Origin of the sequence: Devosia sp. FKR38 (assembly GCF_005222805.1) — a bacterium.
Classification (GTDB): domain Bacteria; phylum Pseudomonadota; class Alphaproteobacteria; order Rhizobiales; family Devosiaceae; genus Devosia.
Map to the genome: position 1 here is coordinate 2,272,132 of NZ_STGC01000005.1, position 23,908 is coordinate 2,296,039.

Here is a 23,908-nt window from a genome sequence, read left to right on the forward strand (position 1 = left end):
TTCGCCCCCCTTCACTATCACTTCCTGACCAGCGGTTTTTTTCGCCGTGGCCGGTAGTTGCGTATGAATTGTCCGAACGGCACGGACCCACGAGGCACATTGTGAACGACTACGGTGACAGCGCGCCTCAACTGGCGTTGGTGGATGATGATTCCTTCTCGGCGGACCTGCTGATGCGGACGCTGGACGCCCATGGGGCGCCAGCCATGCAGTGGTATGGCAATGCCGATCGCGGCGCAGCGCTGCTCTCCGGCGTGCTGGGGGGACAGTCGCGGCATTGGCCCAAGGCGGTGATCGTGGATCTCAAGGCCCACAGCGGCGCCAATCTGGAGTTCGTCACTGCGGTTCGGCGCCTGATCGCCGGCAAGGGCATTGACCTGCTGGTGCTCACCGCGGACCGCGATGCCGCTGCCCGGGCAGAGCTGCTGGCAGCCGGCGCCGCCGCCATATTTACCCGCCATGCGGACATCGCGGCCTATCGCGACGAAGCCCTGGCAATTGTCGAATTCTGGTCGCTGTCCCAGCGTCCAGAAGCTGTTGGCATGTAGCGCCTGCGTCCACAGGCTGCATGTCAGGCCCGGAGGGGTGTCGCAATCGGTTCTCGGACCGTCTGCATTCCCAGGCATCCCTCCGGCCATTGTTCCCCGTTTGCCGATCCTTCTCGGCAAGCGGGCCGGGCCTTCCCTCGGGGAGGCCCAGGTCGGGGCGCGACGTCACCTCCCTGACGTCTGCGCACGGGGGGAGAAGCAAAGCTGCATGGGCGCTTGTCCCTCGAGCGCGCCGCGGCACACCGTGCTTCTCCCCGCGGCCCCCTATCCCCCCATCATGATGATCTGCCCGCCCGCTGCGGCCGTCGCTGCGTCCCGCAGAACCGGCCGCGCCCAGGGTGCAATCAACGCCGGCGGCGGCAGGATGATCCAGCCATCGGCATCGCCAGCCGCGCAATAGTCAGCCCCGACCACGCCCAGCGCGGTCAGCGCACAGACCAGCGCTGCGCGGTCGTCGTGGTTGGTCACGCTGGCAAAGCTTGCGCCGGCCAATCGCCCCGGCAGATGGAGTCGCAGCAGGCGATCCAGCGTCCCGTCTGCCACCAGCGCTGTATAGTAGCGGTCCGAGCGACTGCCGCGCCCACCCTTGTGCGGGGCCGGATTAGCGAGCATCAGGCCGAGAAAGCTATTGGGGAACGCCTCGGCGATGGCGAGTTCGTGAATGGCCTGGGGATGGCCGGCGGCGCCCAATTGCCCGGACTCCATCACCAGCCGGGCACAGGCATTGGTGGCGGCGTTGAGCAGGCGGCCATTGCCGCTATTGGATTGCGCCAGCTTGCCAATGGCCTCGCGCAGCGGGCGCACGCTGAGCAGGCGTTCGGCCGCTCGGTAGCTGTCGATCAGCCCCAGATCGCCGCGCAGCGGCCCATCAAAGGCTGCGGCCAGCAGGGGCGTGTCTGCAATGGTGGCCAACAGCGTCTGCCGCCGGTCGTCGTCCTGCGCGGTGAAGCGGGCGATCGTCCAGTCAATCGTCTGGGCATCCCAGCGCAGCAGACACACCGCGCTGGAGCGCTGCCGCAGCGACCAGCCGATATCGACGCCGAGGACGGCCCCAGAGACAGGCAGCATCAGACGGTCTGCAGCCAGCCGCCGTCCACGAAATAGGTCGAGCCCGTCGAATAGCTCGCCTTGTCCGAACACATGAAGACGAAGAAATTGGCCAGCTCTTCTGGCGTCGCAAAGCGCTTCATGCCACCGGCAGCATCGGCGACACCCTGCAGATGCGCCTGCCAGCCATCCTCGCCGGCAATCTGCTTGGCCGTCTTGATCCAGTCCGGCGTCAGCACCAGCCCCGGATTGATGGTGTTGACCCGGATATTGCTGCCCACCACCTCATTGGCCAGCGTCTTGGAGAACATCATCAAGGCGGCCTTGGTGGTGTTGTAAATCGGCTCATACCACAGCGGCTGCACGGCACAGATCGAAGCATTGTGCAGCACCACGCCACCGCCACGCGTCTTCATGGCCGGCACCAGCCCGCGCGCCAACCGCACGGCGGCCATCACATGCAGGTCCCAGTAATACTGCCACTTGGCGTCGTCAGCCTCGGCAATGGTCTCGTTGGAGCCCGTGCCGGCGTTGTTGATCAGGATATCGGCGCCGCCAAAGGCCTTGATCGTGCCGGCGATCACCGCATCGCATCCCTCGGCGGTGGCGACATCGGCGGCGATCGCCGTGGTGATCACGCCGTAGCGGTCGGCAATGCGCGAGGCTTCGTCATCGGCCCGATCGCGATTGCGCCCGACCAGCACCAGATTGGCGCCCTCGGCCGCCAGGCCCTCGGCCACGGCCAGGCCAATACCCACCGTGCCACCAGTGATGACCGCGACCTTGTCGCGCAGGTTGAGATCCATACTGTCCTCCCTGTGGCCGCCGGTCCCAATCGGGTTAGCTGGCGACCTTGATCTGCAGTTTCACATCGCTGGGCCGCGCCTCGACGGCCCGGTCAAACGCCGCCTTGGAATCCTCAAAGGCAAAAGTCTCCGAGATCAGCGGCTTGAGATCGACCTTGCCCGAGGCAATCAGCGCAATGGCGCGATCATACTGATGCGCATAGCGGAACACATTCTCGATGCGCAGCTCCTTGACCGAGGCTCCGGCGACATCGACCGCCACCGGCTCGACCGGCAGGCCGACCACGACGATGCAACCGCCCGGACGCGGCAGGTCCATGATGGTCTTCCAGGCGTGCGGCGACCCCGAGCATTCAAACACCACATCGGCGCCCCAGCCCTCGGTCAACCGAGCAACTTCGGCCACGATGTTCTTGTCGCGGATATTGACCGGGATGATGCCCTGATACTGCGCCGCAATGTCGAGCTTGGGTTGGGCGAGATCAGCAACGATCACACGGGCACAGCCACCCGCCAGCGCCGCCAGCGCCACCATGGTGCCAATCGGCCCTGCCCCCAACACCACGGCGGTGTCGCCGGGCGTAATGCGCGCCTTGGTGGCCGCCTGCATGCCCACCGCGAAGGGTTCCACCATGGCGCCTTCGGCAAAGCTGACATGGTCAGGCAGTTTGAAGGTGTAATTGGCCGGATGCACCACCTGCGGCGTCAGCACGCCATGCACCGGCGGCGTCGCCCAGAACTGCACGGCCGGATCGACATTATACATGCCCAGCCGGCTGGCCCGCGAATTGGCATCGGGAATGCCCGGCTCCATGCAGACTCGATCACCCACCTTGAGATGGGTGACACCCGCCCCGACCTCGGTCACCGTGCCAGCCGCTTCATGCCCCAGCACCATGGGCGCATTGACCACAAAGGGGCCGATCTTGCCATGGGTGTAATAATGCACATCCGAGCCGCACACACCCACGGTGTGAATGGCGATGCCGACCATGCCCGGGCCGACATCGAGCGGCATGTCGATCTCGCGCAGGGCCAGCTCGTGCTGGCGTTCGAGGACAAGGGCGCGCACTTTGGTCATGGTGGTTTCCTGGAGCATCATAGAGCTGCGGGCGCATCAAACATTGTTGCGCCCGCCACAGTTCTAGCCTAGTCCATGGTCGCCGCGAAGGGCGCCGCACCGCCTTTGCGTACGGCTCCAGCCTCAGGCGACGGCCATGTCTTCAGTCTCGGGCGGTTGCATGGCGCCCGTCATGATCGCCACCGCGTCGGACATCGAATAGTCCTTGGGCCGGATCACCGCGATCCGCTTGCCCAGCCGGTGGATATGGATGCGGTCGGCCACCTCGAACACATGAGGCATGTTGTGGCTGATCAGGATGATCGGAATGCCGCGCGAACGGACATCCAGGATCAGCTCAAGCACCCGGCGCGATTCCTTGACGCCCAGTGCGGCCGTCGGTTCATCAAGAATGATGATCTTGGACCCGAAGGCCGCCGCCCGGGCCACCGCGACGCCCTGGCGCTGCCCGCCCGACAGCGTCTCGACCGCCTGGTTGATGTCCTGGATGGTCATCAGCCCCAACTCGCTCAGCTTCTCACGGGCAAACTTCTGCATGTGGCTGCGGTCCATCATGCGGAACAGCGAGCCCATGATGCCGGGTTTGCGCACCTCGCGCCCCAGGAACATGTTGTCGGCAATCGACAGCGCCGGCGACAGCGCCAGGTTCTGATACACCGTCTCGATGCCGGCATTGCGGGCATCTTCCGGCGAGCGGAAGCTCACTGGCTTGCCCTCGAGCTCAATGGTGCCATGGTCGGGCAGGATGGCGCCGCTGATCGCCTTGATCAGCGTCGACTTGCCCGCGCCATTGTCCCCGATCACCGCCAGAATTTCACCCGGATAGAGATCGAAGTCCGCGCCGTTGAGGGCCACCACGGTGCCATAGCGCTTGAGCAGGCCACGCGCCTTCAGGATTGGCTCGATCTTACTCATTGCGATGCCCTCCGCAGCCACTGATCCAGTGCGACGGCGATGATCACCAGCGTGCCGGCCGCAAACATTTGCCAATAATCGTCCACCCCGGCCAGCGACAGGCCGGTGTTGAACACACCCACGATGATGGCGCCCAGCACCGAGCCGACGATGGAGCCGCGCCCGCCGAACAGCGAGGTGCCCCCGATCACCACGGCGGTGATCGACCCCAGATTGACCGTGTCAAAGGAGATCGGCGACACCGAGCCGACGCGGCCGATGGCCACCCAGCCGGCAAAGCCGCAGATCAGCCCGGCCAGCGCATAGACCGAAATCAGCGTGCGCCGCGTGCGGATACCTGACAGGCGCGCCGCATCAGGATCATCGCCAATGGCATGCACATGGCGTCCCCAGGCCGTTCGGTTGAGCATGAACCAGACGATGCCCGCCACCACCAGCAGCGACACCGTGCCATAGGTCAGCTTGAAGCCGCCGAAGCGGATGGCCTCGCCGAACCACAACAGCCCAGGCGCCTTCTCCAGAATGTCGGCATTGCGGATCGATTCCGAATGCGAATACCACAGCTTGAGCGCGGTGAAGATCGACAGCGTCCCCAGCGTCACGATGAAGGGCGGTAGCTTGATGATGGCCACCAGCACGCCATTGAGCCAGCCCATCAGCGCACCGAACAGCATGCCCACGCCGATGGCTATGGGCAGCGGCACGCCCAGATTGACCGCCATATTGCCCATGATCAGCGAGGTGACCACCAGGATCGCCCCCACTGACAGATCAATGCCCGCGGTCAGGATCACCAGGGTCTGCGCAATGGCGATGATGCCGGTGACCGTGATCTGCTGCAGAACAGTCGACAGGGCGCCCGGCCCCAGGAAGCGCGGTGCAATCAGGCCAAAGGCCGCGATGCTGACGATCAGCACCAATGTCGGAATGGTTGTGGGATTGGTCCTGAGGAAGGACCGCAAGATGTGGAACAGGCTCTTGTCGTCCCGCTCGAAACTGGCAACGGACTTGTCCGCCTGGGCCAGCTTGGCCTCGAAGTCTGAAATGGTTTTTGTTGGCGCGTTGCTATCGCTCATGAATCACCCTGCCCAATGAAAGCCCTCGCCTGCCCATCGGCAGGCGGACGGGGGGCGGCACAAGGGCCGCCCCCAGCTCACGCTTTGCTCAGTTGAGCATCAGCCCCAGCAGAGCTCGGTGCCCTTGGCACTGTCGATCGAGGGAACGCCTTCAGCAGGCTTGTCGGTGACCAGGTTCACGCCGGTGTTGAAGAAGCTCAGGCCTTCCGATGCGACCGGCTTGGTGCCGTCCTTGGCGAAGGCGGCAATGGCCTCGATACCCTTGGACGCCATCAGCAGCGGATACTGCTGCGAGGTGGCCCCGATCACGCCGGACTTGACGCTGGCAATGCCCGGGCAGCCGCCGTCGACCGAAACGATCAGCACGCCGGTCTTGCCGGCCTTGGTCAGCGCCTGATAGGCGCCTTCGGCGGCAGGTTCGTTGATGGTGTAGACCACGTTCATGTCGGGGTCCTTGGCGAGCAGGTTTTCCACCGAGGTCACGCCGCCTTCGGGATTGGCACCCGAGGATTCATGGCCGATCACGCGCGGATCGGTTTCCGAGCCCATAACCTTGAGGTCGGGCACTTCGATGCCGAAACCGACCAGGAACCCGGTGTCGCGCGCCACGTCCACCGAGATATTGTCCTTGTTGATGTCGAGCATGCCGATCTTGGCGGTCTTGACGCCCTCGGCGCCCAGCGTCGCGGCAGCCCATTTGCCGATCAGCAGACCGGCTTCGAAATTGTCGGTGGCAAAGGTCATGTCCTGTGCCTCGGGATCGGCAAGCGGCGTGTCGAGCGCGATCACCAGAATGCCGGCGGCGCGAGCATCCTTGAGCAGCGGGCCGACGGAATCATTGGAGGGCGTAATCAGGATGCCCTTGGCGCCGGCCGCCATGCAGTTTTCGATGGCCGTCAGCTGGGGCGACGCATCGCCATCCTTCTCGCCGGCATAGGCCTTGAAGTCGAGCCCGGCGGCCGTTGCAGCGGCCTCGGCGCCTTCCTTCATCTTCACAAAGAACGGGTTGGTGTTGTTCTTGGTGATCAGGCAGGCCAGGTCTGCGGCCATGGCCGCAGGAGCCGCCAGGAACACGCAGGCAGCAGCGCCAAGCAGAAGCGAAGTCTTGAATTTGGTCACGTCGGTATCCTCCCAGGATAGTGGTCTCCCCGGCGCGCAGCTGAACATTGCCAGTCATGCGGGCCTTCGATCGAACGGCATTGGCGCCAGGGCCCGCGTTCGTCGGCGTCATTTCTAGCAAGCCAGTTTGCTCTGTCAATAAGTTATTCCAACGGATTTATTAATTGACGGACCATGATCTTCTCTGGCTTTCTGACGCCTGCGGACCTGGGGCACAGCGCGATTTGGGCGCGACAAACCCCATGATGGGGATTGCAATCGGGCCCAGGATGCGGCCTAAAGCGGTTTGCTAAAAATGTTAGCAAGCTGAACAGGGGACGTGTTGATGGTCAAAATCCCGACCGGCAGCAGCGGTGCCGATACGCTGGACCGGGGCACAAACCAATCTGGCGTGCGTCTGTACAACGAACGGCTGGTTCTCTCGCTCATTCGTCGCCTTGGTGCGCTGCCCAAGGCCGATATTGCGCGCCGCACCGGCCTGTCACCCCAGACCATTTCCACCATCGCCAATGCGCTCGAGGCCGACGGCATCCTGTCGCGTCTCCCTCCCCTGCGCGGCAAGGTTGGCCAGCCGCTGGTGCCCTATGCGCTCAACCCGCGCGGCGCCTTCTTCCTGGGCCTCAAGATCGGCCGTCGCAGTTCGGACGTGGTGTTGATGGACTTTGTCGGCACGGTGCTGGGACGCTTGCACGAGCCCCACCCCTATCCGACGCCGGAGGCCATCGTGGACCTGGCGCAGCGCGGCATCGACGAGTTGACATCGAGCCTGACCGAGGCCGAACGCAGCCGCATCGCCGGCTTTGGCATCGCGGCGCCCTTTGAGCTGTGGAACTGGGAATCCCAGATCGGCGCACCGCCCGAGGTGCTCGAGGCCTGGCGGCATGCCGATATGCGCAAGGCAATCTCGGCCATCAGCCCCTGGCCGGTCTATCTGCACAATGACGGCACGGCCGCCTGCGCCGCCGAACTGGTGCTGGGCAGTGGCCAGCATGGCGAGGATTTCCTCTATGTGTTCCTGGGCTCCTTTGTCGGCGGCGGCGTGGTGCTGAACAGCCATTTGTTCCCCGGCCGCACCGGCTATGCCGGCTCGCTTGCCCCCATGCCGATTGCCACGCCCGCCGGCTTCCAGCAGTTGATGAAGAGCGCCTCCATCTATGTGCTGGCCGAGACCCTGGCCGCAGCCGGCAAGGATGCCAGCATCCTCTGGCGCGACCCCAGCGACTGGGGGGAGATCGGCCCCGAGATCACCCAATGGATCACCGATGCAGCGCGCAGCCTGGCCGTGGTGGCGATCAGCGCTGTCTCCATCATTGATTTCAGCACGATTGTGATCGATGGCGCCTTTCCCCCCGCGGTGCGACAGGCGCTGGTGGCGGCCGTACGCGACGCCGTTGCCGAGTTCGATCGGCAGGGCCTGGCCCCATTCGCCATCGCAGAGGGCACGATCGGCTTTGGCGCCCGCGAAATCGGCGGCGCCTGCCTGCCGCTGCTCGCCAACTTCACGCAGGACCGCGAGGTGTTGTTCAAGGACAATATTTCATCGCAGCATGATAGCTAGCCAATTGAGATAAAAGGACTTTTGCACTCGGTAACAAGTCCTCAACCTCAATTGGGCTAAGCTGTGGACACGACGTATCCACAAGATTGACCCATGCAGCCACAGCCCTCCTCCGCCACACGTCGGCATGTACCAGTGGCCGTGCTGCTGCCGGTCGTACTGGTTTTAGCCCTCGCCATAGTCGCCCTGCTCGGCTTCGTGGTCTGGTCAACGACCAATATCGACCAGCGCTCCCTGGAGCGGCAGAAGGACTCCATTGCCCGCGTGCTGCAGTTCCGCCGCAGCCAGATCGAGGTCCAGGCGACCAGCGTGGCCGTGTGGGACGAGACGTTGATCAACACCAAGCTGGCGTTCAATGCCAACTGGATCGAGCGCAATCTCAGCAGCCGCATGCACGAGAACTTCGGCTATGACGCCCTGGTTGTGGTGGATGCCAGCAACAAGCCGCTCTACGCCATGGTCGATGGCTTTGCCGTTGTCATTCCCGACACGGGCGCTGCGCACGAGCCATTCCAGAGCTTACTGAGCGACCTGCGCACCCTGCGCACGGCGCCCGGCCCGCTCGGCACCCGGCAGGTGCCGGCCACCATCACCGACTTTCTGGTCATCGACGGACGCCCGGCCATGGTCACGGCCTCCACCATCGTGTCGGACACCGGCGCGTTGCGCCAGCAGCCCGGCAGCGAATATGCGCTGGTGCTGACGCGTTTTCTGGACACCACGGTGGCCGCGGAGATCAACCGCCAATATGTGATCGATGGCGGGCACTTTACCATGGTCGGCGCCACAACGGCGGACCAGGCCGTGTTTCCCGTCGTCAACAATGCAGGACGCTTCATCACCTTCTTCCAGTGGAACCTGGATCGCCCCGGCCAGACGGTGCTGAACCAGACCATTCCCATGCTCGGCCTCACCTTCCTGGTGATTGGGGGCCTCGTGATGCTGCTGCTCAACCAGCTGCGCCGCTATGCCGAGGCCTTGGAAGCCGGAAAGCACTTCAGTCGCTATCAGGCCAGCCACGATGAACTGACCGGCCTGCCAAACCGCTCCAGCTTCGAGTTCGAGCTGAGGCGCCGCGTCGACATGCGGGGCCAGTGCACCGGCGACACCTATCTGCTCATGCTCGATCTGGACCGCTTCAAGCAGGTCAACGACACGCTGGGCCATCAGGCCGGCGATGAGCTGATCTGTGCCGTTGCCGATCGTCTGAAGGCCGTCCTGGGCAAGGACGCCCTCATCGCCCGCCTGGGCGGCGACGAATTCGGCATCGTCGTCTCCCACACCGACGGCCCCTTCGATGTGCAGCAGGCCTCCCAGCGCATCATCTCGGCGATCGGGCAGTCCTTCGAACTGCGCCACTACAAGGCCCATGTTGGAGCCAGCATCGGCATCGTGGTTATCGATCGCAACAGCGAAGATGTTGCGCCCAGCGAACTGATGCGCAAGGCCGACATCGCGCTCTATGAGGCCAAGGCTGGCGGCCGCAACCGCGCTATGGTCTATGAAGAGCACATGAACGAGATGCTGCAGCTGCAGCACACCATCGAGGGCGAGCTGCGCGAAGCGCTGCAGCGCGACGACCAGCTGTCCGTCGTCTTCCAGCCGCTGGTGAGCCAGGAGTCCCGCCGCGTGGTCGGTGCAGAGGCCCTGTCGCGCTGGGCCCATCCAAAATTCGGGCAGATCTCGCCGGGGCGCTTCATTCCCGTGGCCGAAAATACCGGACTGATCGAGGCCCTTGGCGAGTTTGTACTGCGCCGCGCCTGCGAGCTGGGTGCCACAGCGCCGGGCCGAACCATAGCGGTCAACATCTCGCCCACCCAGCTGCGCAATCCACAGTTCTCGCACCTGGTGTTCGACATCCTGCATCGCAGCGGCATGCGCCCCAATGATCTGGAGCTTGAGATCACCGAGTCCATCCTGCTCGACGACGAGCATGTGTCCTCCCAGAACCTGCGCACCTTCCGCACCGCCGGCATCAAGATCGCGCTCGACGACTTTGGCACGGGCTATTCCTCGCTCAGCTATCTCAAGCGCTACCCCGTGGATCGCATCAAGATCGACCGCTCCTTCGTCAACCAGCTGGCCGAAGGCCACGACTCGGTCGCCATCACCAGGGCCATCGTGACGCTGGCCCATGCCATGGACCTTGAAGTAACGGCCGAAGGCGTGGAAACCGAAGACCAGGCCTCCATACTGGCGCAGATGGGCTGCAACATGCTGCAGGGCTTCCTGTTCTCCAGCGGCGTCCCGCGCGAGAGAATCGTTGATATCTTCGCCGACCCCGCCAACGCGCTGGTGTCACGCGGCAGCCGCGCCATCAGGGCAATCTCCCGTTAACTGCTATAGCAGAACCAATTAGCGATTCACCCTGCGCTAAGCCGGCTCACCGACAATGGCCAGAAGTACGGCTGGGGGAGATGATCCGCATGGACATGACAGGGCAGACGCGGCGCTATCCAGCCACGATGCTGCTGGCCATCTTCGCGGCCGGCCTTGTGACAGTCTTGGGCGTGGCCGGCTTCATGGGCCTGGCCATCAACAGCGTTGACACCGATGCGCTGCAGCACCAGCGGCGCATGGTGACCAAAGCCATGGAAACGACCATCGAAACGGCCATCCAAAACCAAGGCGAACTGTCCACCTGGGATGAGATGCTGGAAGCCATCGATGACGAGGATGTCCAATGGCTGACCGACCACCTGGCCTCAGAGGCCTATGAGTTTTTCGACCAGGACCAGATCTATATCCTCGATGAGACGGGCGAGCCCCTCTATGCCGCGCGCGAGGGCAGCGCCATGGCGCCGGAACGCTTCGAGACCATTCGCGCCGTGGTCACCCCGCTGCTGGAGCAGCTGGACTCGCCAACCAAGCGCGCGGCCCTCAATGCCTATAAGCGCGGATCGCGCGAGCTCGCCTCGCTTGCCCATGATTTTGCTATCGTCCGGGGCATCCCAGCGATCATTGTCGCCTCGCCCGTGGTCTCGGACACCCGTCGGCTGAACGCCGCCGAAGGCGCCGAACCGATCATGGTCAGCGTCACCCTGCTGGGCCCCGACCTGGGCCGCGACCTTGCCGACCAATATCTGCTGCGTGAGCCCCATTTCAGCCAGCGGCCCGGCTGGGTTGCCCCCGAGGCGGTCTTGCCGCTGCGCAATGCTGCTGGTGAAGCGGTCACCTGGCTGAAATGGCTGCCGGACCGCCCGGGCCGCCGCATCCTGGGCGATACCCTGCCAGCCCTTGGCCTGGCGCTGCTGGTCGCCGGCACAATCATCGCCCTGCTGCTGCGCAATCTGCAGCGCACCTCGAACCAACTGCTGGCCGAGCGCGCTGAAGCTCACCACCGCGCTCTGCACGACCCACTGACCGGGCTGGGCAACCGCGCCCTCTTTGATGACCGGCTGGCGGACGCGCTCAAGCATCTGCCACCAGGTCCGTCACGGCTGGCTCTGCACTGCCTGGATCTGGACAGCTTCAAGCCGGTCAATGACACCTTGGGACACAAGGCCGGCGACGAATTGTTGCGACAGGTCGCACAGCGCATCACCGCCCAACTGGCGCCGCGCGACATTCTTGTTCGCATGGGCGGCGACGAATTCGCCATCATCCAGCCCGGCATATCCGGTCCCGACCAGCCCGCCGACCTCGCCAGCTGCATTATCGCGGCCATCCGCCAACCTTTCACGCTGCAGGCCGGCACCGTTCAGATCGGCATCAGCATCGGCATTGCCACCGCGCCAGATAGCGCCAGCACCGAGGTCGACCTCATGGTCCGCGCTGACTCTGCGCTCTATCAAGCCAAGGCCGGCGGCCGCAATCGCTACCGCTTCTTCAGCGAAGCCAGCCCCGGCGCCGGCGGGCCAGCGGACCTCAACGAGCGGCTGCAGACGGCCTTTGTCGCCCGCGGTGCCGCCTGAGCCCATGCCTGCCATGTCCAAACGGCCTTGACGCCGGGGGCCGCCCGACACCAGTGTCCGGCATGACCAAGCCCCAGGACGCACCGATGACTTCTGCCCAGACGCTCACCCGCATGATCATGGCCGGTCAGGGCAAGCAGCCCGCCGATCTGGTGGTGCGCAATGTGCAGCTGCTCGATGTCATCACAGGCGCCGTCACCACCACCGACATCGCCATCGTCGCCGATCGTATCGTGGGCACCCATGCCCACTATGAAGGCCTGACCGAGATCGACGGCCGCGGTCGCTTTGCCGTCCCCGGCTTTATCGACACCCATCTGCACATCGAATCGTCCCTGGTCACCCCCTTCGAATTCGACCGCTGCGTGCTGCCCCATGGCGTCACCACCGTGATCTGCGATCCCCATGAGATCGCCAATGTGCTGGGCAGCGAGGGCATTCGCTATTTCCTCGATTGCGCCGAACAGACCGTGATGGACATTCGCGTCAATCTTTCCTCCTGCGTGCCGGCGACGGGGTTCGAAACCTCCGGCGCCGCCCTCGAGATCGACGACCTCACGCCATTCCGCAGCCATCCCAAGGTCATCGGCCTGGCCGAGATGATGAACTTCCCCGGCGTGCTCAATGGCGATCCCGGCATCCTGGCCAAGCTCGTGGCCTTCCAGGGCGGCCATATCGACGGTCACGCCCCACTGCTGCTCGGCCAGGCGCTCAATGGCTATCTGGCTGCCGCCATTCGCACCGACCATGAGGCCACCAGCGCCGCCGAGGCACGCGAAAAGCTGGCCAAGGGCATGGCCATTCTCATCCGCGAAGGCTCGGTCTCGAAAGACCTCAAGGCCCTGGCCGAAGTGCTGGACGAAAACAGCTCCAGCTTTGTGGCGCTCTGCACCGACGACCGCAACCCGCTCGACATCGCCGAAGAGGGGCATTTGGACAGCTCCATTCGCCGCCTGATCGCCATGGGTCGGCCGCTGCACCATGTCTATCGCGCCGCCAGCCACTCGGCGGCCCGCATCTTTGGCCTCACCGACCGTGGCCTGGTCGCGCCCGGCTGGCGCGCCGACATTGCCCTGCTTGATAGTCTTGAGGATTGCCGCGTCTCCGACGTCATCACCGGCGGGCGTCTGGTGACCCCGGCGCTGTTCGCTGCCCGCCAGGATGTGGCGCCCGTGGGTCTGACCTCCATGAAGGCGACGCCGGTGACCGCCGACAGCTTCATCACCCAGCCCCGTTCTGGGCAGAATGCCATTCCCGTGATCGGTGTGCGTCCCGGCCTCATCCTCACCTTCCGCGAGGAGGCCACCCTTGCCGTGACCGAGGCTGGCCTGCAGCCCGATCTGGCCGCCGACGTCATCAAGGTCGCCGTCATCGAGCGCCACGGCAAGAACGGCAATATCGGCCGCAGCTTCGTCACCGGATTCGGCCTCAAGCGCGGCGCCATTGCCTCGTCGGTCGGCCATGATAGCCACAACATCACCGTCATCGGCGCCACGGACGCCGACATGGCCGTAGCGGTCAATCGCCTGATCGAACTGGGCGGCGGCTTCACCGTCGCCGACGGTGGCGCCATCACGGCCGAACTGGCGCTGCCCATTGCCGGGCTGATGAGCCCCAAGCCCTTCGAGGCGGTGACGCATGATCTGCATCATTTGCGCGACGCCGCCTATGCCCTGGGCTGCGTGCTGCCTGAACCCTTCCTGCAAGTCGCCTTCCTGGCGCTGCCGGTCATCCCCCATCTCAAAATGACCGACCGTGGCCTGTTCGACGTCGACAAGTTCGATTTCGTCAGCTGACGCGAAAAAGGGCCGGGAACCGGCCCTTTGCCCAGGGTCCCCCGTTGCCTGCCGACTTGGCCTCGACTAGCGTGCGCGGGTTAAACGGGGGCACATCATGAGCACTGCAGACTACACCAGGGGTGGCGTTGCCACGCGCCTGCGTTGCGATTTCGGCATCGCAGAATCCATCGGCCAGGTCATCATCTGGATCTTGCTGACCATCGTCACGCTTGGCCTGGCGCTGATGATTTTTCCCTATTACTTCAACAAGGCGGTGCTGAACCGCACCGAAGTGATCGACGCCAATGGCACAGCCATTGGCCGGCTCAATTGCAGCTTCAACCTGGCCTCGTCCATCGGCCACGTCATCATCTGGATCCTGCTGATCCTGGTGACCTTCGGGCTGGCAGCCTTCCTCTACGCCTATCGCGTGATCCGCGTGCTGCTCAACGAGACGCGCATCGAATACTACCGCTGATCAAACCAGCGGCGCGGGCGGGGGCGTGCCCCCGCCGGCATCATCCGTCAGCGCGTTTTTCGCTGGACTAGTGCCCGTCGCGCGCCTTGACCTTGCGGCGCGCGGCATGCAGCAGGGGCTCGGTATAGCCACTGGGCTGATCGGCGCCATGCAGCGCCAGATCGAGTGCTGCATTAAAGGCTATGGACTGAAAATTCTCCGCCATGGGCCGGTAGAGTGGATCGCCGGCATTCTGGCTATCCACCACTGCGGCCATGCGCTCGAATGTGGCGGTCACCTCGTCGCGCGACACCAGCCCATGGCGCAGCCAATTGGCAACGGCCTGGCTCGAAATACGGCAGGTGGCCCGATCTTCCATCAACCCGACATCGTTGATGTCAGGCACCTTGGAACAGCCCACGCCCTGCTGCACCCAGCGCACCACATAGCCCAGAATGCCCTGCGCATTGTTTTCCAGCTCGCGGGTGATCTCCTCGCGGCTGAGCGAGAACGGCACCTGCACCGGCATGGAGAACAACTCGCTCAGCGGCGGCACCGCCTGGTTGTGCCGGCGACGCTGCGCCTCGAACACATCGATCTCGTGATAGTGCAGCGCATGCAGCGTTGCCGCCGTCGGGGACGGCACCCAGGCCGTATTGGCGCCGGCATTGGGATGGCCCGACTTGGAGCTCATCATCGCAGCCATGTCATCGGGGCGGGCCCACATGCCCTTGCCGATCTGCGCGCGGCCGGACAGGCCACAGGCCAGCCCGATCAACACATTGCGATCCTCATAGGAGCTCAGCCAGCGTTCGGACTTGATCTCGTCCTTGCGCAGCACAGCGCCGGCCTCCATCGCGGTGTGGATCTCGTCGCCCGTGCGATCAAGGAACCCGGTGTTGATGAAGAACACGCGCGCCCGCGCCTCATAGATGGCCGCCTTGAGATTGGCCGAGGTGCGGCGCTCCTCATCCATGATGCCGATCTTGATCGTATTGGGCGCCAGGCCCAGAAACGCCTCGACCGACGCAAAGATGGCGCAGGCAAAGGCCACTTCCTCAGGCCCATGCATCTTGGGCTTGACGATATAGATGGCGCCCGTGCGGCTGTTGACCTTGTCCTGCATGGCGCAGAGCACGGTGACGGCGGCGTCCATCAGCCCCTCGCCGATGGGTGCGCCGTTCCACAACACCGCATCGGTGGTCATCAGATGCCCGACATTGCGCACCAGCAGCAGCGAGCGCCCCTTGAGCACCAGCGGGGCGCCATTGATGTCCTTGTAGCTGCGGTCGGCATTGAGCTTGCGGGTGACGCTGCGGCCACCCTTCTCGAAGGTGTCGGCCAGCGAGCCATTCATCAACCCCAGCCAGTTGCGGTAGACGCCCACCTTGTCGGCAGCGTCGACCGCGGCCACCGAATCCTCGCAGTCCTGAATCGTGGTCAGCGCCGCCTCAACGATCACATCGCTCAGCCCGGCCTTGTGCGCGCCGCCGATGACGCTGGCCGGGTCGATCACCAGTACGACATGCAAGCCATGATGCACCAGCACCAGCTCGCCCCTGTCCTCGGTGCCGCCATAGCCGACGAAGGCCGCCGGATCGCGCAGCCCTGTGCGGCCGGCAGTCGTGTCGACCTCCAGGTGGCGCACGTCGTCCTGCTTGACCACGTGATAGCCGGTCACATCACGATGGCTGCCGCTGGCCAGCGGGAAATGGGCATCAAGGAACTGCGCCGCCCGTTCCACCACGGCCGCGCCACGCTCGGCATTGTAGCTCTTGCCGGGCGCCAGCGCGCCCTCGCGGGAGATCACATCGGTGCCATAGAGCGCGTCATAGAGGCTGCCCCAGCGGGCATTGGCGGCATTGAGCGCATAGCGGGCATTGCTCACCGGCACCACCAGCTGCGGGCCACAGAGCGTGGAAATCTCGGGGTCGAGCCCATTGGTCTCGATGGTGAAATCCGCCGGCTCGGGCACAAGATAGCCGATGTCGCGCAGGAAGAACTCATAACCCTGCGGATTGTTCGCCACCGGTCCGTAGCGACGATGCCAGTCATCGATCTGGCTCTGCAGCGCATCGCGTCGCGCCAGGAGCCGCACATTGGTGGGCGCATGCTCGGCGACCATGGCCGCAAAGCCACTCCAGAACTGCTCGGCCGACACGCCAAGCCCGGGCAACGCTTCCTGCTCGACGAAGTCGACCAGCAGGGAATGCACCGACAGGCCGGACTTCGTCTGATAGTCGTTCATCATTGCTTCCTTTGAATGCGTTTGCTGCAGACTTAAGTCATGCCCGCGGGGCTGCCAACCCGCCTAAAGTCGACTTCGCCCTTGCGCCAGCGACATAGGCTTCCACCACGGAACGATCGTCTCCCATGGTCTGGAGCAGGAACAGCTCATCGGCGAGATTGCCGATATTGCCCTGGCGCAGCCGCATCGCCGGCGTCGCGCCGGCATCGAGCACCACTAGATCGGCAACATGCCCCGGGGCGATGGCGCCAATGGTGCCCTCGAGCGACAGCGACCGGGCATTGCCCAGCGTGGCCATATAGAACGAAGCAAGCGGGTTGAGGCGCTGCCCGCGCAGCTGCAACACCTTGTAGGCCTCGCCCATGGTCGCCATCATGCCAAAACTGGTGCCGCCGCCAATATCGGTGGCCAGCCCCATGCGCACGCCGGCCTTGGCCAGCCGCTCGCGGTCGAACAGGCCCGAACCCAGGAACAGGTTCGATGTCGGGCAGAACACCGCCACGGCGCCCGTCTCGGCCAGAACGCCGGTCTCGCGGTGGTTGAGGTGGATGCAATGGCCCAGCAGCGTCCTAGGCCCGAGCAGGCCATAATCCTCATAGATGCCCGTGTAATCCGGCGAATCCGGATAGAGCTCCATGGAAAAGCTGATCTCGGCGTCGTTCTCGCTGAGATGGGTCTGCACATAGCAGTCCGGGAATTCGCGCACCAAGGCGCGCGACGCCTCCAGCTGCTCCGGCGTCGACGTGATGGCAAAGCGCGGCGAGATGGCATAGAGCCCGCGCCCCCGCCCATGCCAGCGCTCGATCAGCATCTTGCTGTCGTCATAGCCCGACTGGGCGGTATCGCACAGCGCCTCGGGCGCATTGCGATCCATCATCACCTTGCCGCCGACCATGAGCATATTGCGCTTCTCGGCCTCGCCGAAAAACGCATCCACCGAACGCGGGTGGCTGGAGCAATAGGCCACCGCCGTGGTTGTGCCATTGCGCAGGAGTTCATCGAAGAACGCCGTCGCCATGGCCTCGGCATGGCCTTGCTGGCTGAACTTCTGCTCCTCAACGAAGGTGTAGGTGTTGAGCCATTCCAGCAGCGATCCCGCATAGGAGCCCACGATCTGGCTCTGCACATAATGCAGATGCATGTCGATGAAACCGGGCAGGATCAGGTGCGGGCGATGATCGATTACCTCCGCACCCGCTTCGGCGACGAAATCGCCCACCGCGACGATAACACCGTTCTCGATGGTGATGCCGCCATCGCTGAAATAGCGATAGCTGCCCGCATCATCGATGCTCAGTGGCTCGCGTTCAAAACTCAGCACGCGCCCGCGCAGGATGGTCCGCGTCATTGTCCCGAACCCTCGCGGAACCAGGCCACGATCAGTGCCCGTTCCTCGGGGGTGATTTCGGTCACATTGCCCGGCGGCATGGCATGGGCATAGCCCGCCTGGATGGCAATGTCCCTGGCGTGGTTGGCGATGGCGATGTCATTATCGAGGATCACGTTTTTGGGCGCTTCATAGACGCCGGGCCAGGCCGGCTCGGCCGTGTGACACATGGCGCAGCGGGTCTGCACCGTCAGGCTGGCCGCGGCAAAATGCTCTGCATTGAGAAAGGGTTCGGCCGCACGAGACGCCACCTCCTCTCCCGCCGAGCCCGGCAGCTTGGGGCCCGAGGACAGCCAGGCGATGAGGATGAACAGGATCACCGCCACCGGCCAGGTCCAGTGCGGATTGCCCTTGCGGGCATGGCGCGTGTTGAAATAGTGCCGGATCACCACGCCGACCAGGAAGATCAGCGACGCAATCAGCCAGTTCCACTGCGTGGCAAAGGCCAGCGGGTAGTGGCTGCTCAGCATGAAGAAGATCACGGGCAGCGTCAGGTAATTGTTGTGCAGGCTGCGCTGCTTGGCGATCTTGCCATATTTGGCATCGGGCACGCGGCCGGCCTTGAGATCGGCGACGACGATCTTCTGGTTGGGGATGATGATCATGGCCACATTGGCCGCCATGATCGAGGCTGTGAACGCGCCCATGTGCAGCAGCGCGGCGCGGCCGGTGAAGAGCTGCGTATAGCCCCAGGCCATGGCCGTCAGGATCACGAACAGCACCAGCATCAGCCCGTTCTGTGAATTGCCCAGCGGCGACTTGCACAGCCGGTTGTAGACCACAAAGCCCACCACGATGGAGGCCATCGAGATCAGGATGGCGGCCCAATTGGGCACATCGAGCACATTGCGGTCGATCAGATAAATGTCGGCGCCCACATAATAGACCAGCACCATCAGCATGAAGCCGCTCAGCCAGGTCCAATAGCTTTCCCATTTGAACCAGGTCAGGTGCTCGGGCAGGAACTCGGGCGCCACCAGATATTTCTGGATGTGATAGAAGCCCCCGCCATGCACCTGCCATTCCTCGCCATGCGCCAGCGGCGGCAGGCTCGGCGTCTTGCGCAAGCCCAGGTCGAGGGCGATGAAATAGAACGACGACCCGATCCAGGCGATGGCCGTGATCACGTGCAGCCAGCGCACGGCAAACATCAGCCATTCGTAGAAAATGATGTAATCGGGCATGCGTCGCTCTCCGTTTGCCCGCCGCGCGCCGACCCCCTCGGGCCTGCAGCCTGTCCTGCGCTGGGCACTGCTCAGAAAAAGGGGGCGGGCACAACCCGCCCCCCTGGAATTTGCATCAGGCCAGGCCTTATGCGGGCGGGTTCACGCCTTCGACATACCAGTCCATGCTGAGCAGCTCGGCATCGGTGAGCGTCACGCCGGCCGGCACCTTCTCAGCACCGGTGTGGTCGTTGATCGGGCCAGTGAAGATGTTGAACGAGCCGTCGATCTGGCCGTTCTTGACCGCTTCGGCGGCAGCCACGACGTCGGCGGGGATGGACTCATTGTAGGGCCCGATCACCACTTCGCCTTCCTTCAGGCCCGGCCAGCGGTCGCCCGAGGTCCAGGTGCCGGCGATCACGGCTTCTGCGGCTTCCACATAGTGCGGGCCCCAGTTGTCGATGATCGAGGTCAGCTGTGCCTTGGGAGCAAAGGCGCTCATGTCGGCGCCCTGGCCGAAGCCGCCGACAATGCCGCGTTCCTCGGCAACCTGCAGGGCAGCCGGACCGTCGGTGTGCTGGGCAATCACGTCGATGCCCTGGTCGATCATGGCGCGGGCAGCGTCGGCTTCCTTGGCCGGGTCATTCCAGGTCGAGATATAGACCGGGGTGATGGTGAACTCGGGGTTGACCTTGCGGGCCGCCAGCACGAAGGCATTGATGCCCATCACCACTTCCGGGATCGGGAAGGAGCCGATGTAGCCCGCCTTGCCGGTCTTGGAGAGATGGCCGGCCAGCGTACCGCACACGGCGCGACCTTCATGGAAGCGCGCATTGTAGGTCGCCACATTGTCCGAGCGCTGGTAGCCCGTGGCATGTTCGAACTTCACGTCGGGGAACTGCTGGGCAACCTTGATGACATAATCGCCATAGCCGAAGCTGGTCGCAAAGATCAGCTTGTGGCCCGACTGGGCCAGTTCGCGCAGCACGCGCTCGCAGTCCGGGCCTTCCGGCACGTTTTCCACGATCGTGGGCTCGGCAACGGCATCGCCCAGCGCGTCCTTCATGAACTTGGCGCCGGTGGCGTGGCCGAAGTTCCAGCCATTGTCATTGACGGTACCGATGAGCATGAAGCCGACCTTGAGCGGTTCGCTCTGGGCGAAGGCGCGCGACCCCAGCAGCGGCAGGGCCGCGGCAGCGCCGCCGATCTTGAGGATATTGCGACGAGTGATTGTCATCTGTTTCTCCTGAATGACTTTTCTTGGTTGATCGAGCGCCGTTGGGCGGCCCTCAATTGCTGGGCAGAAACGGCCTGCCGAGACAGGCCGGTGCATTGGTGGATGCGTCGCGGCGGATCGAGATAAGCACCAGCACGACGACGGTGGCGAGATAGGGCAAGGCCGCCCACAATTCGCTCGGAATCGCGGACAAGGGCCCCCCCCCGGCCTTGGCATAGAGCTCCATGGTCATCACCAGACCGAACAGATAGGCCCCGGCCAGCAGGCGGAATGGCCGCCAGGAGGCAAAGACCACCAGCGCCACGGCAATCCAGCCGCGGCCCGCCGTCATCCGCTCCGCCCATTGCGGCGTCAGCAGCAGCGGGAAGCAGGCGCCGGCGATGCCGGCCATGGCACCGCCGAAGGCGACGGCGGCATAGCGCACCCCGATCACCGAATAGCCGATGGAGTGAGCCGACAGATCGTTCTCGCCCACGGCGCGCAGGATCAGCCCCGCCCGGGTCTTCTTGAGAAACCACCACACGGCCACGACCATGATGAGCGCAAAATAGACCAGCGCAGAATAGCCGAACAGGATGCGCAAGACCGGGTGGGTGGCCAATTCTGCTGGAAACAGCGGCCCCAGCAGCGTCACAGGCCTGGCGCTATAGCCTTGCCCGGCCAGCGCCGAAAAGCCGGTACCGAAAATGGTCAGAGCCAGCCCGGTAGCGGTCTGGTTGGCGGAAAGGCTCAGGGTGAGAAAGCCAAAGATCATAGAGGTTGCGATGCCGGCGCCGGCCGCCAGAACGATGGCCAGATAGTGCTGCCCCGTCAGGAAGACGACGAGGAACGCAGTGATGGCGCCCACCAGCATCATGCCCTCGACCCCAAGGTTGAGCACACCGGATTTTTCGACCACCAGCTCGCCGGTGGCCGCAATCAGGATCGGCGTTGATGCGCCGACCACGGTGATAAAGATGGCGATCAACAGGTCCAGGTTCATGCGCGCGCCTCCTGCGCCGGAATGACCCGCTTGAGGCGGTATCGCACCAGAATGTCCCCGGCCAAGAGGAAGAACAGCATCATCGACTGGAACACGCCGGTGGCCGAGCTCGACAGGCCAATGGTGGTCTGCGCCACCTCGCCGCCCACGAAGGTGATGGCCATCACAATGCCGGCCAGGATAACGCCGAGCGGATTGAGCCGCCCCAGGAAGGCAACGATGATGGCCGTAAAGCCATAATTTGTCGGAAAGCCCGGCACCATGCGCTGGAACGGCCCGGCGACCTCCAGCATACCGGCCAGGCCTGCCAGCGCGCCGCTGACCAGCAGGGCCAGCCAGATCGTCTTGTTTTCCGAGAACCCGCCGTAGCGCGCAGCATGCGGCGCAGCGCCAACCACCTTCATCTGGTAGCCAAACACCGAACGCGACATCACGAACCAGGCGATCAGCGCCACCACGATGGCAATCGGCACGCCCAGATGCACGATGGTGCCCGGAATGATGTTGGGCAGCAGCGCATCGGCGGCAAAGCGCCGGGTCTGCGGAAAGCCCATGCCCATGGGGTCCTTCCAGGGCGCGCGCACCAGATAATAGATCAGCTGCACCGAGGCATAGGTCAGCATCAGGCTGGTAAGGATCTCATTGACGCCCAGGCGGGTCTTGAGCAGGGCCGGCACTGCCGCATAGGCCGCCCCGCCGGCAATGCCCGCGATCATCATCAGCGGCAGGATCCACCAGCCGGTCATGCCATAGGTGGCCAGCGCCACCCCGGTGGCCGCCAGCCCGCCCATTACATATTGCCCTTCCGCACCGATGTTCCACACATTGGCGCGATAGGCGATCGACAGCCCGACGCCGATGATGATCAGCGGCGCCGCCTTGACGCCCAGGTCCTGCCATTTGAAGGAATTGGTCAGCGGCGTCAGGAAGATTTCGCGAACCGCACCGACACCGTCATAGCCGATCAGCGAGAAGATGATCGCGCCCACCAGCATCGTCAGCAGCACCGAGGCCACCGGCGTCACATAGAGCATCAGCTTGGACGGCTCGGGTCGCTTCTCAAGCCGGAACTGCATCATGCGCCTCCGTGGCTCCGTGCACGCCGCCCATCAGCAGGCCGATTTCTTCAATGGACATCTCCGCATTGGGCTTGGCTGGTGACAGCTGTCCCAGGTTGATCACCGCCAGCGTGTCGCACAGCGCCCTGAGCTCATCCAGATCCTGGCTGATCACCACGATGGCTGAACCCACCGCTGCCAGATCGACCAGCGCCTGGTGAATCGCGGCCGCCGCGCCGGCATCCACACCCCAGGTCGGCTGGCTCACCACCAGCACGCTGGGCTTCTGCAGGATCTCCCGGCCCATGATGTATTTCTGCAGATTGCCCCCCGAGAGCGAGCCGGCCATGGACGCCGGGCCCAGCGCCTTGACGGCAAACTCGGCAATCACCTTGCCGGTATAGGTGCGGGCCGCGCCCGAATTGATCAGGCCCATCACCACCATGCCCAGGCGATCGCGCGCCGTCAGCACCGAGTTGTCGCTCAGCGAGAATTCGCCCACCGCAGCGTGGCCATTGCGCTCTTCGGGCACCGCACAAAGACCGCGCTTGCGCCGCTCCGTGGTATCCAGCAGCCCCAGCGGAAAGCCATCAATAGTGATGCTTTCCGCATCATCGGAGCGGATTTCCCCGCTCAGGGCATCGAGCAGCGCATTCTGCCCATTGCCCGCGACCCCGGCGATGCCGAAGATCTCGCCGGCCCGCACGGTGAAGCTCACCTTGTTGACGGGCACATCGAAATGGCCCGTCTTTGCCGTCGACAGGCGCGACACCACCAGCTTGGGTTCGCCCATGCTGCGCCCTTCCGGTCGCACGATATCCTTGAGGCCCGCGCCGATCATCTTTTCTGCCATCGACCGGCTGGTCTCCTGCTTGGGGTCGCAGGTGTCCACCAGGCGGCCACCGCGCAGGATCGTCGCCGTGTCGCACAGCGCCTTGATCTCATGCAGCTTGTGGGAAATGTACAGAATGGAACAGCCCTGCGCAGCAAGCCGGCGCAACACGTCGAACAGCTGTTCCACTTCCTGTGGCGTCAGCACCGACGTGGGCTCATCCATGATCAGCAGCTTGGGCTCGAGCAGCAGGGCGCGAACGATTTCGATGCGCTGGCGTTCGCCCACCGACAGGGTCGCCACCGTACGGTGCGGGTCGAGCAGCAGCCCATATTGCGCCATCACCTGGCGAATCCGCGCCTCAAGGTCCCGTGCCGGAATCTTGGCATCCATGCCCAAGGCAATGTTTTCCAACACCGTGAGCGCTTCGAACAGGCTGAAATGCTGGAAAACCATGCCGATGCCCAGCTTGCGGGCGGCCTTGGGGCTGGACACCACAACCGGCTGCCCGTCCCAGACGATTTCGCCGGCGTCGGGCTGCATGATCCCGTAGATCATCTTGACCAGTGTGGACTTGCCAGCGCCGTTCTCGCCCAGCAGGGCATGAATCTCGCCCGGCTTCACCGAAAAACTGACGTTGTCATTGGCCAGCACGCCTGGAAAGCGTTTGGTGATGCCGGTCAGTTGCAACCGCAATGGCAT

Annotated in this window: 19 protein-coding genes; 6 read left to right on the plus strand and 13 right to left on the minus strand. The window is 64.1% G+C overall.

The genetic code is table 11. From position 1 onward, the window contains the following. The first annotated feature begins 101 nt into the window (after window positions 1-101). The gene (locus E8M79_RS16015) at window positions 102-548 is read left to right on the plus strand and encodes a hypothetical protein (RefSeq protein WP_137152853.1); all 447 of its coding nucleotides are present in this window, start codon (window positions 102-104) and stop codon (window positions 546-548) included. 264 nt (window positions 549-812) lie between these two features. Here the strand turns inward: E8M79_RS16015 and E8M79_RS16020 are convergent, their stop codons facing one another. From E8M79_RS16020 to E8M79_RS16045, 6 genes are all read right to left on the minus strand, one after another. Further along, window positions 813-1,616 (minus strand): hypothetical protein, encoded by an 804-nt coding sequence (locus tag E8M79_RS16020; protein WP_137152854.1) that lies wholly within the window; start codon window positions 1,614-1,616, stop codon window positions 813-815. Further along, window positions 1,616-2,401, minus strand: a complete 786-nt coding sequence (locus tag E8M79_RS16025; protein ID WP_137152855.1) for an SDR family oxidoreductase — start codon at window positions 2,399-2,401, stop codon at window positions 1,616-1,618. Before E8M79_RS16025 ends, E8M79_RS16020 begins: the two co-directional genes overlap by 1 nt. A gap of 34 nt (window positions 2,402-2,435) precedes the next feature. Continuing rightward, window positions 2,436-3,482, minus strand: coding sequence for an NAD(P)-dependent alcohol dehydrogenase (locus E8M79_RS16030; protein ID WP_137152856.1), 1,047 nt, complete (start codon window positions 3,480-3,482; stop codon window positions 2,436-2,438). 123 nt (window positions 3,483-3,605) lie between these two features. After that, window positions 3,606-4,397 (minus strand): ATP-binding cassette domain-containing protein, encoded by a 792-nt coding sequence (locus tag E8M79_RS16035; RefSeq protein WP_137152857.1) that lies wholly within the window; start codon window positions 4,395-4,397, stop codon window positions 3,606-3,608. Further along, window positions 4,394-5,473, minus strand: coding sequence for an ABC transporter permease (locus E8M79_RS16040; RefSeq protein ID WP_137152858.1), 1,080 nt, complete (start codon window positions 5,471-5,473; stop codon window positions 4,394-4,396). The genes E8M79_RS16035 and E8M79_RS16040 overlap by 4 nt, the downstream gene beginning before the upstream one ends. Before the next feature lie 99 nt (window positions 5,474-5,572). Further along, window positions 5,573-6,523 (minus strand): substrate-binding domain-containing protein, encoded by a 951-nt coding sequence (locus E8M79_RS16045; RefSeq protein ID WP_137153415.1) that lies wholly within the window; start codon window positions 6,521-6,523, stop codon window positions 5,573-5,575. Between the two features lie 394 nt (window positions 6,524-6,917). On the opposite strand from E8M79_RS16045, the gene E8M79_RS16050 reads away from it, so the two are divergent. From E8M79_RS16050 to E8M79_RS18495, 5 genes are all read left to right on the plus strand, one after another. Further along, a complete protein-coding gene (locus E8M79_RS16050; RefSeq protein ID WP_137152859.1) occupies window positions 6,918-8,150 on the plus strand; it encodes an ROK family transcriptional regulator in 1,233 nt (410 codons plus the stop codon). A gap of 93 nt (window positions 8,151-8,243) precedes the next feature. Further along, entirely contained in the window at window positions 8,244-10,487 is a 2,244-nt protein-coding gene (locus tag E8M79_RS16055) for an EAL domain-containing protein (protein ID WP_137152860.1), read from the plus strand. An 89-nt stretch (window positions 10,488-10,576) separates the two neighbouring features. Continuing rightward, window positions 10,577-12,064, plus strand: coding sequence for a diguanylate cyclase (locus E8M79_RS16060; protein WP_171015895.1), 1,488 nt, complete (start codon window positions 10,577-10,579; stop codon window positions 12,062-12,064). A gap of 86 nt (window positions 12,065-12,150) precedes the next feature. Beyond that, window positions 12,151-13,860 (plus strand): adenine deaminase, encoded by a 1,710-nt coding sequence (gene ade / locus E8M79_RS16065; RefSeq protein WP_137152862.1) that lies wholly within the window; start codon window positions 12,151-12,153, stop codon window positions 13,858-13,860. A 97-nt stretch (window positions 13,861-13,957) separates the two neighbouring features. Continuing rightward, window positions 13,958-14,320, plus strand: a complete 363-nt coding sequence (locus tag E8M79_RS18495; RefSeq protein WP_205747922.1) for a DUF6693 family protein — start codon at window positions 13,958-13,960, stop codon at window positions 14,318-14,320. Between the two features lie 67 nt (window positions 14,321-14,387). Here the strand turns inward: E8M79_RS18495 and E8M79_RS16075 are convergent, their stop codons facing one another. The 7 genes from E8M79_RS16075 to E8M79_RS16105 all read right to left on the minus strand — a co-directional run bounded on the left by E8M79_RS16075 (window position 14,388) and on the right by E8M79_RS16105 (window position 23,908). Further along, entirely contained in the window at window positions 14,388-16,547 is a 2,160-nt protein-coding gene (locus E8M79_RS16075; RefSeq protein WP_137152863.1) for a malate synthase G, read from the minus strand. A gap of 37 nt (window positions 16,548-16,584) precedes the next feature. Next, entirely contained in the window at window positions 16,585-17,895 is a 1,311-nt protein-coding gene (gene guaD / locus E8M79_RS16080; RefSeq protein ID WP_137152864.1) for a guanine deaminase, read from the minus strand. Next, window positions 17,892-19,118, minus strand: a complete 1,227-nt coding sequence (locus tag E8M79_RS16085; RefSeq protein ID WP_137152865.1) for a urate hydroxylase PuuD — start codon at window positions 19,116-19,118, stop codon at window positions 17,892-17,894. The genes guaD and E8M79_RS16085 overlap by 4 nt, the downstream gene beginning before the upstream one ends. Window positions 19,119-19,245: 127 nt before the next feature. Continuing rightward, entirely contained in the window at window positions 19,246-20,334 is a 1,089-nt protein-coding gene (locus E8M79_RS16090) for a BMP family ABC transporter substrate-binding protein (protein WP_171015896.1), read from the minus strand. Between the two features lie 52 nt (window positions 20,335-20,386). Then, window positions 20,387-21,310 (minus strand): ABC transporter permease, encoded by a 924-nt coding sequence (locus tag E8M79_RS16095; RefSeq protein ID WP_205747958.1) that lies wholly within the window; start codon window positions 21,308-21,310, stop codon window positions 20,387-20,389. A gap of 2 nt (window positions 21,311-21,312) precedes the next feature. Further along, entirely contained in the window at window positions 21,313-22,395 is a 1,083-nt protein-coding gene (locus E8M79_RS16100; protein WP_248305017.1) for an ABC transporter permease, read from the minus strand. Beyond that, window positions 22,376-23,908 carry an ABC transporter ATP-binding protein gene (locus tag E8M79_RS16105; protein ID WP_137152867.1) on the minus strand — a complete coding sequence of 511 codons (1,533 nt, stop codon included), beginning with the start codon at window positions 23,906-23,908 and terminating at the stop codon, window positions 22,376-22,378. The genes E8M79_RS16100 and E8M79_RS16105 overlap by 20 nt, the downstream gene beginning before the upstream one ends.